A 14258-nucleotide genomic window follows, 5' to 3' on the forward strand; every position below is an offset into this window, starting at 1 on the left:
TGACCTTTCTAGGGTTAGGCCTTTTGTGTTAGAAAGCAGGGGATATTATGGAGTTTCTTTTAATATTACTACCGATTTTTTCAGTCTTTTTAATTGGGTATATAGGTCAAAAACGAATAGGATTTGATACAAAACAACTTTCAACGATGGCACTATATCTCATGTCACCTTTTTTGGTTTTTCGAACCTTTTATGTGAACACGATCTCGATCGATTATGTATACCTTATTTTATATACTCTAGGACTGTCTACGGCGTTACTTTTTACAGCGTGGGTAGTTGGTAAAGTGAAAAAATGGGATGCTGCAAAACGATCAGGAGTCATGCTTGCCAGTTCATTTATGAATAATGGAAATTATGGTGCGCCGCTGGCTTTGTTTGTATTTGGGGCTGTGGGATTGGACATTGCTATTATTTTAATGGTTTTACAACAATTATTAATGTGTACTGTGGGAATATTTATAGCGGCAAGTGGAAATAAAGATCAAGATGTAGGAGCGGGGAGCAGTATGGCCCTAAAAAGTGTGTTCCGTATGCCAATCCTTTACGCTGCTTTATTAGGTCTTGCCCTGCAAGTAATGAACATTTCTTTGAGTTCATTGATCTTTCAGACAGTCGATTTTGTCGCAGACGCTGCTATTCCCACAATTATGATCATCTTAGGCATGCAATTAGCCAAAACAAAAATCAAAACAGTAAAGATTGAACCTACAGTGATGACAGTTTTAATAAGACTTGTTGCCTCACCTGTCATAGCATTTCTAATCGTGAAAGCAATGCCAATTGATGAAACTTGGAAGGAAATCATGATATTGATGGCAGCAACCCCAACTTCGGCGAATATTACTCTGTATGCTTTACAATTTGATACGGAGCCAGAATTCGTTTCAACGGCAACGTTGATCACTACTGTTCTTTCATTAGCAACTCTTCCAGTAGTAATGTGGATAATGTTCCTATAGTTAAGCTATGTACAGATATTTTTAGTTAAAATTAAAGTCAGTTGAACCCATTTCATAAGTACTTATTTCTGAAAAATATCCGAATCAAGGGCTTTCTATTGATTAAAACGAAAAGCGAGGACTCAGGCGGGAAGAGCGTGTCCAAGTGAGTCGCCCGCAGGAGCGGAGGGGGAGGCTCACGGAGCATGCGACTGTAGTTCTAATCAATTATATTCCTATATTCAAATCGCATAGCTAAAAGTTTTTTGAATTATGAAATTAATTCGTTATATAAAAAAATACTGTTATTCAAGGTCACTTCATCTTGAATAACAGTATTTAAAGTTTGAAGATAAACTATTAGATTATCCTTTTACTGCACCGGCAGTCATCCCGGATACAAAGTAGCGTTGCAGAAGGACATAAGCAATAATCATTGGAGCAGAAGCAATCATTACGCCTGTAAATAACATCGGGTAATTCGTTGAGTACTGTCCTTGGAACTCTAAAAGAGCTAAAGGTAAAGTTTTATATGCATTATCAGTAATGAAAAGTAGTGGATACAATAAGTCATTCCAATGCATGACGAATAAAAAGATAGCGGTTGCTGAGATCGAAGGCAATGATAAAGGAATGACAACCTTCGTGAATATTTTCCATTCTCCAGCACCATCAATTGTTGAGGCTTCAAATAGTTCTTTCGGTAGTGTCTTCATAAACCCAGTTAAAATAAATACAGCGACCGGCATTGTTACAGAAATATTAACTAGGATTAACCCCAATAAACTATTGGTAAGTCCCAATTGAAGAACAAGGTTATAAAGGGGGACCATGTTAACTTGAGCTGGCACCATCATTCCTAACGTAAATAAAACAAACAGCACAACACTAATCCAATTTGACAATCTGGTTAAAGCGAAGGCAACCATGCATGAAAGCAGTAAAGTCAGTGAAACGGAAAAGATTGTTACAATCACACTGTTAACAAAGTACCCTGCCATTGTTTGAGTCTGAAAAATGTTAATATAATTGTCAATATTCAACCCTTCCGATGGTAACCCCAAAGGATTCTCGAATGTTTCCCTCATCGTTTTCATTGAAGTTAGAACAACCATAATTAACGGAACAATAATGAGCAGGGCGAATATGAGTATTGAGAATCTTCTTGTAAACATTCTGATTCCTCCCTAATAGGAAACTTTATTCGAGCGTAATACTTTAAACTGCAAATACGTAATCAATGCAATGACGACCATAAAGATAACCGAGATAGCTGATGCATAGCCGAAATTGTAGTTTCTGAACGCCACTTCATAAATATAGGTAGCGATGATTTCAGTAGAATGGTTCGGTCCACCTCTTGTGGTGGCAAAGACTAAATCGAAAGCTTTAAACGATTGAATGGTTGTATAAGCAACGACGATTGTCGCAGATGGTGCAAGAAGAGGCCACGTAACCTTTTTAAATATTTGAAATTTCGTTGCTCCTTCGATTTTGGCCACTTCATATAAGTCCTTTGGAATGGCATGAAGTCCAGCGACAAAGATGATGAGCATTTGACCTGTATGAAACCAGACTTGAGCAAATGCTAAAGAGTAAATAGCAATATTTTGATTACCTAACCAGTTTTGCCTGAATCCGTCTAAGCCGATCTGACCTAGTAATGTGTTAAATAAGCCCATAGATGGGTCGTAAATGAAAGACCAGATAAATGCTACTGAAACGGATGATAGAACAGTAGGGAAGAAAAATAAGGCCCTTAAGAAAACATTAAACTTTGTATTTTTTACAAGGAAAATGGCAAAAATCAGAGAAAAAAGAGTCTGGAATATAACAACGAATAGCATAAATTTAAGGTTATTGCCTATCGATTGAGCGAAAATACTATCGTTAGTTGCTGCTCTTATATAGTTGTCGACTCCGATAAATTGAAATTCAGCTGAAATTCCATCCCAATTCGTGAAAGAGTAGAAGAAGGCGCTAATTGTAGGGTACAGGAAAAAAATACTATAGAGAATGAGCCCGGGAATAACAAATAAGTAAATACTCTTGGACGTTTTCATTGTTAGATCATCCCTTTATGTTGAATTTCTTAAGACTTTCTTTCGTTATGTAAAAGGATTTAGAGAGGGGAGCGTTCGATAGCTCCCATTCTCCAAAAAAGAAATTTAAAGAGTAAACATACTAGTCAATATTTTCCTCTACTACTTGTTGTGAGGTTTCAGCGGCTTCCATTGGGTCATCACCGCCCAAAACCCTTTCAATTGAACTTAATACAGCATTCTCAACTGAAGAGTTTGTTATAAAGAATCTAGGTTGGAAACGAGTTTCTTTATCTGTAAGCCAATAAGCAGTATTTTGTAACGCATCTGAAGTATAGTCTACATCCTCAATCGTTAAGTGCTGACCAGTTTCATTAGCGTATTTGGAGGCTATGTCATCACGACTTAGAAATTCAATGAATTGTTTCGCCTCTTCTTGTTTTTCAGAGTTTGCATTGACTCCTAGCATAAATGTCGCGGTGTGGATTCCCTCATAGATAGCTTCATCTTCTTCAACGGTAATTGGAGCAAGGAAATCCAGTTCTAAGTCTTCATTTTGCTCTAGTAGTGACGCCATATGGTAGGAACCAGTTGCTAGCATTGCTGCTTCTCCTTGAGCTACTTGAGAGATAGCTGCATCTTGCTGAGTACCTAAGGAATCTTCACTAATATAGCCGTGATCAAGGAGCTCATGAAAGTTTTCTAATGTGCTTACCCACCATTCATTGGTTAGGGACTCTTCACCATTTTCCAATTTCTCAAATATATCTTCATCGGGGGCATTATTCATCATCATGCTGTTCATGAACTGGTTTGGCCCAATATCTGCCCCAGGAAAAGCTATTGGTGTTATATCATTTTCTAGAAGAGTGTCAGCCATTTCTTTAAACTCACTCCAACTATTGGGAGGTTCTAAACCTAGGTCTTCAAACATTCCTACGTTATAAACGGGCATATTAAATACCATTTGATACGGTAAAGCTAGCTGTTGACCATCCTTCTGACCAATTTCAATGGCTTCTGCATTAAAGTTATCAACAAACGATTCACCCGTTAAATCTTCAAAGAAACCAGCATTTTGAATAACTTCGAACTGCGATCCGGGGAAAGAAGTAAAGACATCACCAACTGAGCCATCTCTTAACATCTGTTGAGCATTGGATTGGTATTGTTCCGATGGATAAATATTCATTTCTACAGTAATATTAGGGTTTTCTTCTTCGAATTCTTCAATAATTTCATTGAATACCTCAGCGTCTTCACCGCGCCAATGAATAAAACTAATTTGAGTCTGATCTTCGTTATCGCCATTGCTAGAAGAACCGCCACTTTCTTGATTTCCTGCGCAAGCTGTAAGTAATAACACAACACCAGTTAATAAACCGAGGCTAGATCCTACATTAAACTTCATGATTTTTCCCCCTTAAAGATTATGATAAATTTTTAAAGATAGGTACCTTTAGGTTCAAAAAAAATAAACCGCCAAGTTTTATCTTCTTTTAGTATTATTACACGTTATAAAAGCGCTTTCAAGTCTTTTTTTAGAATTGTTAGAAAATTAGGACTAGAGGGATGGTATGGCCGAGATAAATTTTTTTAGAAGAATGTTCGATGCGTAGTTCTTAAAATCACTGTTATTTGCTCTGAAAGTAGTCTCTGTTTACCGCAAGTATATTTCATTTAAGTTTAGAATAATTATTTTATTAATAATCGCGATTTTAAAGGAAGTAGGTATGTAGGATAGCCTTGTGATTCTACTAAAATATTGAACGGAGTTATTATGGCATTCGCTAGCTTAAAAGGGCGTGATAACGTATTTTCATATTTCTTCTCCCTTAAGTATCCAAAGCCCCAGATCTTTAATAATCTGGGGCTTTGATATGAAATGAAGTTTTTGTGAACCTAATTAAATTGAGGTTCAAGGGTTATGTCATCCTCTAAAGTAATTTCAATCGTCTCGGAGTCAGAGTCGATCTCATCACCCCAACCTGTGAAGGTGTATCCTTCATTTGGCGTGACGGTTAGAGTTATTGGTATTCCTGTGAAATATTCCCCTGACCAGTTTTCTGGATCTGTGACGCCTGGGGTACCCTCACGTAAATCAATAGAATTGATCTGGATCCTTCCTTGGTCAGAGTCGAAATTTATTTCAACGTTCGCTGTCCCATCTACCTCAAAGTTTTCAGAAAGGTGTTGACGAACAATATTCGGACGGTTTACGGCGAATTCTCTCATTATTTCTACTTCCTCTTCCCAATCTGCGACGCTTTCTGGGATTCCCCATCGGTGAATATGTCGTTCAACTTCTGGTTCAATCATAGCTTCCATTTCATCTATGGTTTGAATGACTCGATCAGTATTAAATGTAGTATTTAAGTGGTCGGCCATTTCATTAATAAACTTATGTTTATAGTCCTCATTCTCCAGCAAGGATCTGAGTAAGACATTCGGCCATTCCTCGTCCCGTCCTGGGTTCACAGAGGAGGTCGTCATCTCGATCGTATTATGATCATAGTCCTCATATCCTAGAGAACGATCCACGTCATAAAGGAACCAGCGCCACCTGCCATCCAATTCATCAGTGGTAACTGCCTCATTATTTAAATTTTCATATCGCCAAAAACTAATATTGTTATGAGGCCAATCAGAATTAGCGTTATAAATTTGCGTTGCATAGTATTGTGTATAATTCTCGATGTCCATGTTGTTCTGAACGTACTCATAGTGTTCCTCGTGCGAGAGATCGTTATCTTGAACATAATCAATCAACTCAGCATAGTCCTCAACACCTGTCTCCAATCCGTCAGAAATCGTTCCCTCTCCATCTAGGATTGTAAAATGATCTCTGTCAGCACCGTGATGAGTCTCAAGAAAGTGCTTGTCTAAGCGGTCACGGATATTGTGAATTCCCCAGAACTCCCCGTTCAAGAAAACAAGAGAAGGTTGAGCCGATTGGTGATCTAAGTCAAGGTGACCAATTAACCGCTGCATGGCAGCGTCACGGAACATCGTCATGCCCCAGTCATTTCCTGAATTTCTTAGCAAAATGCGGTTAAAGTCATCCATTTCTTTGTCTTCAAAAAACTGATAAGAAAATCGACTCTCACCATAATCACTTCTTGAATATAAACGGAGAGTCTTTTGAGCGAATCTTCTTGAAAAGCCTCCGTGAATTCTCACACCAGCATCTTGAGAAAAAGCTAGATTTCCATTTGATTCGTAGTATTCCACATGAATAGGACGTTCCCACTCACGTCCTCTTTGATAATAATTTCCAGTCCAATCCGAGTCTTCATGATGGATTCCTGGAACATAAATACCCATCTCATCATCGAAAAAATTCTCAGCGTCTGTTGATAATGAAAAGACAGGAAGAGATGACTGGATATTCACAAAATACGTTTGAGTCGTGACACTACTCACGTTATCATTTTCGTCTACAATTACGGCTCTTACAACAGTCCCTTGATCTTGTGGCGTGCCCGGTTTATTCCAACCCCGACGATCATCAATGAAGTTCGTAGGAATCATTGAAAGAGTAGGTTCTTCATCATTGTTCTCATCAATGAATATTTTTCCCGAGTATTCATACGTTTGATCAGCGTTATCAACTGGATCCGGAACAGACCCATCCAACGTGTAAAAAATCGTGCCTTCTTCTTCTGGCGAAGTCAACTCCAATTCAACGTTTTCCTCATAAAAACCACCGGGGTGGGAAAAGACAGGAGCAAGGTCTTGATTTTCAGAGTACTCCTCAGGGTCAATATCTGTTTCATTAATCTCACCATAATAATCGATGACCGGAGAAAAATCTGTGATTGGATTTCCTTCTAAATAAAGGCGATCCCTTAAATTGTTCAGGTCTTGTAACGGCTCAAGATTGGTGATGTTGTTATAGCGTAGGTTCACATCAGCAAGTTCAGTAAGATTCTCCAATGAAGAAATATCTTGAATGGCATTCTCCCGGAGGTTTAATTCTTCTAAATTTGAGAGAGCGGCTAGCGCCTCTATGTTGTTCAACCTGTTCCCGCGTAGGTTTAAGTCTGTTAACGAATCTAGTTCGGATAACGAAGAAATATCTTGAATCTGATTATCCCTTAAATCAAGAGATGTGAGGGATGTGAAATGTTCAATCCCATCAATATTGGTTATATTGGCATCACGGATTTGAAGGTGCTCGATTTGTGTCAGTTGATCGGGCCGAATTTCGCCAATCTCGTAATCAATCTCTGCCCGAATGGCTTCTTCAAAGGCCTCGTCTTGAATAATAGGTCCAGAGGCTACAACATATGAAAGCCCCCAGGCTATCATAAGGATAGAGAGTAAAATGATAGAAATGATGAACGGTCGTTTATTTTTGAGCATGTGTCCCTCCGTAAAAAAGAATATTCATATTTATAAAAGGACATTACATTTTCTGATTTTATCCTTTATAATGTACAGCGTTGATGTTTAACCTTTACAATAGTAACATAATCTTCATATTTTGTTATTATCATTTACATATTTGTAACATGATCGATCGTGCTGATTTTCATTTTTTTCCTATACCACAAATCAGTCATTGAGAATTGAATAGAGAAAGCTGGTGTCATGATGGCAGGAGAAATATTTAGTCGATATGAGGTGAAATATCTCATTCCTTTTCAAATGTATGAAGAGTTCGCCTATGAATTAAAGAAACGTATGACTCTTGATAAATATGGAGATAGCCAAGGAAAATATAATATTATTAGTCTCTATTTTGATTCATCAGATAAGAAGATTTATTATGAAACAAGGAACAAAGCTCCTTTTCGCCAAAAACTTCGATTGAGGATCTATAACAGTGCTACATTGGAAGATAGTGCTTTCTTTGAGGTTAAAAAGAAGTATAAAAAAAGAGTGAATAAACGTAGAACGAGCATCAACTTAGGTGGGGCCTATCAATATATTAACAATCAATTGAAAAAGGGTGACACAATAGACGTATCAAATGAGCAGATTTTCAGTGAGATTGACTATTTTCGAAAACTCTATCATTTAAGACCGGAGAATATTGTCAGTTACGACCGCCAGGCATTTGTGGGTGTTGATGACCCTGACTTGAGGGTTACTTTTGACTACAATCTTAAGTGTAGAAAGAATGATCTGAGAATAGAAAATGGCCCATATGGTAAACATTTCGTAGATCCGGATCTTGTGGTGATGGAAGTGAAGGTGGACCACAGTGTGCCATTATGGCTTGCGAGAATGCTAAGTGAATTTGGCTGTGAGAAAAAGAGTGTTTCAAAGTTTTGCACTAGTGCAGATTTATTGGATGAACAGCAAGAAAAAGACTACTTCGCCATGTGATGGGTTTTAGGTATAAAGGAGCGAGATGATGGATAGTATTTTAGACGTTGTTAGACATCAAGATCTTACAACAAGAGTAACATTAATAGATGGATTTTTAGCTGTATTTCTAAGTTTTGTTTTAGCTTTAATCATCACCCAAGTGTATAAACGAACGTATAAAGGAGCCAGGTATTCACAGTCTTTCGTCCATACTGTAATAATGATGTCGGTGGTCGTTTCGATTATTATGATCGTCATTGGTAATAATATTGCCGTGGCCTTTGGTCTAGTCGGGGCATTTTCAATTATCCGTTTCCGAAGTGCCATGAGTGATCCGAAAGATATTGCTTTTATTTTCTTCGGTATGGCATCAGGCATCGCCTGTGGACTTGGCTTTTACTTATTGGCAATCATTTTTACTTTGTCCTTATGTGTACTAGTTTACCTCTTATACGTATTTGATTACGGTAAAGCTGAAAGTGAAAATCGCTCCATGAGAATTACGATTCCTGAAAATTTACAGTTTGAAGGAGTGTTCGATGATATCTTTGACGAGTACATGGAGCATCGCTCATTAACAAGAGTCCAAACAACGAACCTAGGTACGATGATTCAACTGGAGTATGATGTGGTGATGAAAAGCGGCGTCAAAGATAAAGACGTCATGGATGCCATCAGAGAAAGAAACTCCAATTTAAATATTTCCATTAATTACGCGACAGGAAGTTACTAAAGGTAATGAAGATAATGCAACCGCAGGGACGGTTCTCGCGGTCACGCGAACCGGAGGAACCGTCCCCCCGGTCACCCCGGCCGCAAGAACCGTCCCCCCGGTCAACTTAAATAACCGTCCCGCCATCGATATTTAATACCGTCCCTGTAATGTATTGCGCCTCATCAGAAGCGAGAAAGGCATAGCCATTGGCTATATCTTCTGGATCCCCCAGTCGATTTAATACGGATTTACTCTTGATCATTTCTTTCACTTTTTCAGGTACTTTATCTACCATCGCAGTAGAAATATAGCCTGGAGCAATCGCATTCACGCGGATCCCGTGCTTACCCAATTCCTTGGCCCATGATTTCGTCATCATAATGACTCCACCTTTAGATGCAGAGTAATTCGTTTGACCGTAATTTCCGTAGAGGCCGACAATAGAAGACGCATTTAAAATCACACCACTTTTTTGTTCAATCATCACTTTTGCAGCAGCCTGGGAGACATTGAAGACTCCTTTAAGATTCACGTCAATCACACGATCCCACTGCTGTTCGGTCATTTTCACTAACGTTGCATCCTGTGTAATCCCCGCATTATTAATGACAATATCAATTCGCCCATAATAAGCCATCGAGGCCTTGATTAGTTGTTCTACTTGGTCACGATCGGTGACATCAGCTTCTAAGCCGAGGCATTCGCCACCTAGTTTTTTTATCACGTCAGAAGTCTCGTCAACCTCGTTCTTTTTCAAGTCCACTAAAATAAGTTTTGCCCCTTCTGATGCAAATTTCATTGCAGTGGCTTCACCTATGCCACGAGAGGCCCCTGTGATCATTGCCACCTTCTCTTTTAATTTCATCGTCATTTCCCCTTCCTTTTCGTGCTTTCTGGGTGTTCAGCTTTCCTGTTTTTACACAAAAATCCAGTGTTTTTGTTAAGCGCTTACATCAGTGGCGAATGTATAGTGAGTGAACGTTTCAGTTAAAATATTTTCGGAGAAAGGAGGAGGTATTGGTTCAATGAGGAAGCAATGATTAATGGCTAATGTGAGGTGCATTGGTAGTCGGATTATCTGCCTATGAAACGCTAGGGCAGCAGGACTTGCATGATTCGTAAAAACCATTAAAAAAACATAGTTTATCCTTGTTAATAAAACAAGAAAAGGGAGCGATAGCCCATTCATAGGAACAAGTAGGATTTATTCAGGTCATAGTTGATCACCAGACGACAAATCCTCTTTTGTATGAATAGGCTTCGCTCCCTTTGGTAGCAAGTTATTTCGACATGACTGAATTCGATTGGATCATATTAAACATTTGCATTTGTGTTTGTCTCATTTGGTCAAATGCATTTATCAGTGTATCCGTTGTTTTTTCAGCTATTTTTTTATTTTGGACGAAGGTATTCCCAACAGTCGCTGCGATATGACCATTTGATCTAGCCATAATATCAAGAGTCGCCTTTCCAGGAAGCGTAGCAATTGTTTGAGACTTATGTCCAATTTCTTCAAGTTTATTTAACACTTCATGATACTTTGGATCACCCTCAAGTTCCGGATTAACATTTCCAACGACCGTTTGAGCATTCGTTTTCCACGCAGTCGTTAATTTTTTGGAGTTCTCTTCAAACTGAGAAATTTGTTCTCGTGTTCCGTCGATCCATTCTTTTTGAGTTTTTAGAGCTTGCATGGATTGTTGCTCCATTTCTTCCATAACATCCTTCCACATACCTACTCCAAAAAAGTCGATCACATTCTCATTTTCTGTCTTGTTCATCTCTTTCTTAACTACCATCTAAATCCCTCCATAAGGTTAATATTTTTTTAAGTCAAATTCTGACCTTTTATTAGTAACATAAACAACAATCGTTCAAACCGCTGTTTATGGTGTTCAAGTGTTTCGGTGTTCAACTAGTCATCCACGTTATCGTCTTTCTTCGATGTGAAGCTAGGCGGGACGAAAAAATTACTATACATATTGAAAAATTGGTCAAGCATCTTCTGATATTGTCCAAGGGAATTGGCCCATAGATCTAAATATTGTTCTCCAGCTGAAGTAATCGAATAAATTCGTTTAGCTGGCCCTGATGTGGAAGTATCCCACTCAGACACGACTAATTCATCCTTTTCAAGTTGACGGAGAATTCTATAGAAGTTTCCTTGATCAACATATTCAAAGCCAAACATGGTCAGTTTTTGCATTAATTCATATCCATGTGCGTTCCAATCTTTTAGTAGCAACAGGAGTACGGGAATGATGAAATTTTTTTGTGCTTTCGCTATGGGTTCTGTTTTTGGTTTATCTTTACTGTTTTTAGGATCCATCCTATCACCTTCTAATCAAGTAATAATATCTATATGTGTAATTTACACCTATGAGTAAAAAATGTCAACACCATTTGATTTACATAAATCACCAAAAACCAACATACTTCTCTAAAATGCCCGTTTAAACGGTCTGTTTTTGTTGAAATTTCAGTTAATTTTACGATATTCCTTTGTCCAATTTTATCCAATATCCTTTAAAATTGTTATAAGACAGTTTTTAAAATCTAAAGGTTAGGGGTTAATATGATGACAAAGCAGAACACATTAGATCCATTGGCGCTATGGAAAAGTATGTATAACCAAACAGAGTCACAGTTTAGCGAGGCCATTCATGAAACATTAAAAACAGATGAATATGCTGAGATGTTAGGGCAGATCCAAAATAGTTTCCTTCAATATCAACAATTAATCCGGAGTACGACTGATATGTATTTAAAGCAAATCAATGTCCCTACAAATGAAGAAATTTCAAGCGTTGCTTCCCTTATTGTCAATTTAGAGGAAAAAATAGAGAGCATGGACGAGAAAATTGAGGACGAGCTCTCTAGTAAGGAAGTTTCCTTAGAAGTAACGAAACTAAAAGTAAGCGTCTCTAAGCTAGATAAAAAAATGAATCAAGTCTTAGAGAAAAGTGATCAGCTAGATAAAAATATGAATCAAATTTTAGAGGTATTGACAAGTAATAAAGAAGAGCCACCTGCTAAAACGACTTCGTCACCGACTAATGATAAAAAATAATCAATTTTTTTAAAAGAGCTATGCCTAGACTACTATTTTAATAAAAAAATATATTTGGAGGAATGTTCAATGGGAATGATTTCAAATGAAGTGGCATCAGTTATGGTTGAGTCTCAAAGCTTAGTAGGGAAAGTAGCTCTTATCACGGGTGGGTCTCGCGGAATTGGTGCAAGTATTGCAAAAGAAGTAGCTAAACGTGGGGCAGAAGTTGTGATTAACTATAATTCAAACAAAGAGGCTGCCGATGAAGTCATTAATGAAATTGAACAATTTGGTGGAACAGCCGTTTCCTTTCAAGCAGATGTTTCTAATTATGAGCAATCTCGTTCTTTGGTGGAACAGACCATCGATCAATTTGGAAAAATAGACATTCTTATTAATAATGCAGGAATAACAAGAGATCGTACCTTCAAAAAATTGAGTGAAAATGAATGGAAAGAGGTCATAGACACGAACTTAAACAGTGTTTATCACACAACCTCAGCAGTCATCAATCCAATGCTTGAACAAAAATTTGGTCGTATTATCAATATTAGTTCATTTATCGGTCAAAAAGGTGGTTTTGGCCAAACAAACTATTCTGCTGCCAAAGCTGGCATGATTGGATTTACAAAGTCGCTTGCTTTAGAAACAGCAAGACGTGGAATCACAGTCAATGCCGTTTGTCCTGGCTATATTGAGACTGAAATGGTTGCAGCCATTCCTGAAGATGCTAAAGAGCAAATCATTGCTACAATACCTATGCAACGGTTAGGAACAACTTCTGAAATAGCCGATGCTGTCCTATTTTTAGCAAATAACAGTTATATGACAGGCCAATGCCTAAATATAAATGGTGGAGTATACATGTAACGATCTATAGGAAGATAATAATGAGGAGGATGGTTGATGGATTTCTCTACAACTAGATCACTAGACGCAATGGTAGATTCTTTGCCTGAAGACTATCAGAAGGAATATAAACGCTTTAAACGAGCCATGGATGTTCTCACTAAAGAACCTGAACCACAAGTCGGGCAAACTCCAAAGGAAGTTGTCTGGACAAAGAACAAGGCAAAGCTTTACCGATATCAACCAGCGAAAGTGAAGACAAACAAAGTACCCATATTAATCATTTATGCTTTGATTAATAAACCATATATTTTAGATTTGTCCCCTGGGAGCAGTTTAATTGAGTATTTAACAGATAAAGGCCACGATGTTTACTTACTTGATTGGGGTACACCTGGTTACGAAGATAGACATATGAAATTCGATGACTATGTGTTAGATTATATCCCTCGCGCAGTGAAAAAAGTCCTTCGAAAATCTGAAGCTGATGAACTGAGCATACTCGGTTATTGTATTGGTGGGACGTTGACAGCCATATTTTCGGCCCTACATCCACACTTGCCGATCCGCAACCTTGTCTTTTTGACGAGTCCGTTTGACTTTTCTAATGCAGGGTTATTTACGAAATGGGTCGACGAAAAATACTTTAATTTAGATCTCATGGTCGATACGTATGGGAACATTCCTCCAGAAACGATTGACTTCGGGAATAAATTATTAAAACCAATCACCAATTATATCGGCCCTTATGTGTCTCTCGCCGATCGAGCAGATAACGAAGAATTTGTTAAAAATTGGACCCTTCTTCAGAAGTGGGTAGCTGACGGCGTCCCATTCCCTGGTGAAGCATACAGACAATGGATCGGAGAATTTTACCAAAAAAACAAGCTAATAAAAAATGAGCTATATATTAGAGGACAACAAGTGAAATTAAGCAATATTAAAGCAAACGTCTTAAACATTGCCGCAGATCGTGATCATATAGCCATTCCCGAACAGACAGAACGACTCATGGATAAGATTTCAAGTGAAGATAAAACATTTGAACTAGTATCGGCTGGCCATGTATCTGTGACTGTAGGAAAAGGTGCCGCTAAGAATACCTATCCGATGATCGAGACATGGTTGAGGGAGCACTCTGAATAGTGACCCGGGGGACGGTTCTCGCGGTCCAGTACTTCTGTACAAAAGATAGAGGCAGAATTAGCTAAACTAGTGTGTGCCAGATCCCGCCGAGTGATAAAGTCCGAATTGTACCTTTGATGCCTTTTAAAGTATAAGAACCCCACAATTGCCACTGTGGGGTTCTTATACTTTTTGCGTTCCTTCTACTGAGAGTTGAA

At 38.2% G+C, this 14258-nt stretch carries 13 protein-coding genes; 6 read left to right on the forward strand and 7 right to left on the reverse strand.

What is annotated here, in order from left to right; genetic code table 11:
* The first annotated feature begins 47 nt into the window (after positions 1-47).
* Positions 48-962 (forward strand): AEC family transporter, encoded by a 915-nt coding sequence (locus tag CR194_RS13245; RefSeq protein ID WP_110610173.1) that lies wholly within the window; start codon positions 48-50, stop codon positions 960-962.
* A gap of 344 nt (positions 963-1306) precedes the next feature.
* Here CR194_RS13245 and CR194_RS13250 read toward each other — a convergent pair whose 3' ends face one another.
* The 4 genes from CR194_RS13250 to CR194_RS13265 form a co-directional block, all read right to left on the reverse strand.
* Entirely contained in the window at positions 1307-2116 is an 810-nt protein-coding gene (locus tag CR194_RS13250; RefSeq protein ID WP_110610174.1) for a carbohydrate ABC transporter permease, read from the reverse strand.
* A gap of 12 nt (positions 2117-2128) precedes the next feature.
* Complete coding sequence (locus CR194_RS13255; RefSeq protein ID WP_110610175.1) at positions 2129-3004, reverse strand: carbohydrate ABC transporter permease; 876 nt, start codon at positions 3002-3004, stop codon at positions 2129-2131.
* A gap of 121 nt (positions 3005-3125) precedes the next feature.
* Positions 3126-4394: an ABC transporter substrate-binding protein gene (locus CR194_RS13260; RefSeq protein ID WP_110610176.1), complete on the reverse strand. Its 1269-nt coding sequence runs from the start codon at positions 4392-4394 to the stop codon at positions 3126-3128.
* A 491-nt stretch (positions 4395-4885) separates the two neighbouring features.
* The gene (locus CR194_RS13265; protein ID WP_110610177.1) at positions 4886-7348 is read right to left on the reverse strand and encodes a CotH kinase family protein; all 2463 of its coding nucleotides are present in this window, start codon (positions 7346-7348) and stop codon (positions 4886-4888) included.
* 231 nt (positions 7349-7579) lie between these two features.
* Between CR194_RS13265 and CR194_RS13270 the strand changes: the two genes are divergently transcribed.
* On the forward strand, positions 7580-8317 hold the full coding sequence (locus tag CR194_RS13270; RefSeq protein WP_110610497.1) for a polyphosphate polymerase domain-containing protein: 738 nt from the start codon (positions 7580-7582) through the stop codon (positions 8315-8317).
* A 28-nt stretch (positions 8318-8345) separates the two neighbouring features.
* Complete coding sequence (locus CR194_RS13275; RefSeq protein ID WP_110610178.1) at positions 8346-9032, forward strand: DUF4956 domain-containing protein; 687 nt, start codon at positions 8346-8348, stop codon at positions 9030-9032.
* A gap of 106 nt (positions 9033-9138) precedes the next feature.
* Here CR194_RS13275 and fabG (CR194_RS13280) read toward each other — a convergent pair whose 3' ends face one another.
* The 3 genes from fabG (CR194_RS13280) to phaQ form a co-directional block, all read right to left on the reverse strand.
* Positions 9139-9879: a 3-oxoacyl-[acyl-carrier-protein] reductase gene (gene fabG / locus CR194_RS13280; protein ID WP_110610179.1), complete on the reverse strand. Its 741-nt coding sequence runs from the start codon at positions 9877-9879 to the stop codon at positions 9139-9141.
* Positions 9880-10294: 415 nt separating this feature from the next.
* On the reverse strand, positions 10295-10813 hold the full coding sequence (locus CR194_RS13285) for a hypothetical protein (RefSeq protein WP_110610180.1): 519 nt from the start codon (positions 10811-10813) through the stop codon (positions 10295-10297).
* A 116-nt stretch (positions 10814-10929) separates the two neighbouring features.
* Entirely contained in the window at positions 10930-11343 is a 414-nt protein-coding gene (gene phaQ / locus CR194_RS13290) for a poly-beta-hydroxybutyrate-responsive repressor (protein WP_110610181.1), read from the reverse strand.
* 249 nt (positions 11344-11592) lie between these two features.
* Between phaQ and CR194_RS13295 the strand changes: the two genes are divergently transcribed.
* The 3 genes from CR194_RS13295 to phaC all read left to right on the forward strand — a co-directional run bounded on the left by CR194_RS13295 (position 11593) and on the right by phaC (position 14061).
* A complete protein-coding gene (locus CR194_RS13295; RefSeq protein ID WP_158282262.1) occupies positions 11593-12084 on the forward strand; it encodes a poly(R)-hydroxyalkanoic acid synthase subunit PhaE in 492 nt (163 codons plus the stop codon).
* A 102-nt stretch (positions 12085-12186) separates the two neighbouring features.
* The gene (gene fabG / locus CR194_RS13300; RefSeq protein ID WP_110610498.1) at positions 12187-12936 is read left to right on the forward strand and encodes a 3-oxoacyl-[acyl-carrier-protein] reductase; all 750 of its coding nucleotides are present in this window, start codon (positions 12187-12189) and stop codon (positions 12934-12936) included.
* A 36-nt stretch (positions 12937-12972) separates the two neighbouring features.
* Positions 12973-14061, forward strand: coding sequence for a class III poly(R)-hydroxyalkanoic acid synthase subunit PhaC (gene phaC / locus CR194_RS13305; RefSeq protein WP_110610183.1), 1089 nt, complete (start codon positions 12973-12975; stop codon positions 14059-14061).
* Positions 14062-14258 lie beyond the last annotated feature (197 nt).

Source organism: Salipaludibacillus keqinensis (assembly GCF_003226325.1).
Lineage (GTDB): Bacteria > Bacillota > Bacilli > Bacillales > Salisediminibacteriaceae > Salipaludibacillus > Salipaludibacillus keqinensis.

What these genes read in the sequence shown, in the direction of transcription:
- phaQ (WP_110610181.1), bottom strand. Translation starts at nt 11,343, where the DNA reads ATGGATCCTAAAAACAGTAAAGATAAACCAAAAACAGAACCCATAGCG.
- CR194_RS13295 (WP_158282262.1), top strand. Translation starts at nt 11,593, where the DNA reads ATGACAAAGCAGAACACATTAGATCCATTGGCGCTATGGAAAAGTATG.
- fabG (WP_110610179.1), bottom strand. Translation starts at nt 9,879, where the DNA reads ATGAAATTAAAAGAGAAGGTGGCAATGATCACAGGGGCCTCTCGTGGC.
- CR194_RS13245 (WP_110610173.1), top strand. Translation starts at nt 48, where the DNA reads ATGGAGTTTCTTTTAATATTACTACCGATTTTTTCAGTCTTTTTAATT.
- CR194_RS13285 (WP_110610180.1), bottom strand. Translation starts at nt 10,813, where the DNA reads ATGGTAGTTAAGAAAGAGATGAACAAGACAGAAAATGAGAATGTGATC.
- CR194_RS13250 (WP_110610174.1), bottom strand. Translation starts at nt 2,116, where the DNA reads ATGTTTACAAGAAGATTCTCAATACTCATATTCGCCCTGCTCATTATT.
- phaC (WP_110610183.1), top strand. Translation starts at nt 12,973, where the DNA reads ATGGATTTCTCTACAACTAGATCACTAGACGCAATGGTAGATTCTTTG.
- CR194_RS13255 (WP_110610175.1), bottom strand. Translation starts at nt 3,004, where the DNA reads ATGAAAACGTCCAAGAGTATTTACTTATTTGTTATTCCCGGGCTCATT.
- CR194_RS13270 (WP_110610497.1), top strand. Translation starts at nt 7,580, where the DNA reads ATGGCAGGAGAAATATTTAGTCGATATGAGGTGAAATATCTCATTCCT.
- CR194_RS13275 (WP_110610178.1), top strand. Translation starts at nt 8,346, where the DNA reads ATGGATAGTATTTTAGACGTTGTTAGACATCAAGATCTTACAACAAGA.
- fabG (WP_110610498.1), top strand. Translation starts at nt 12,187, where the DNA reads ATGGTTGAGTCTCAAAGCTTAGTAGGGAAAGTAGCTCTTATCACGGGT.
- CR194_RS13260 (WP_110610176.1), bottom strand. Translation starts at nt 4,394, where the DNA reads ATGAAGTTTAATGTAGGATCTAGCCTCGGTTTATTAACTGGTGTTGTG.
- CR194_RS13265 (WP_110610177.1), bottom strand. Translation starts at nt 7,348, where the DNA reads ATGCTCAAAAATAAACGACCGTTCATCATTTCTATCATTTTACTCTCT.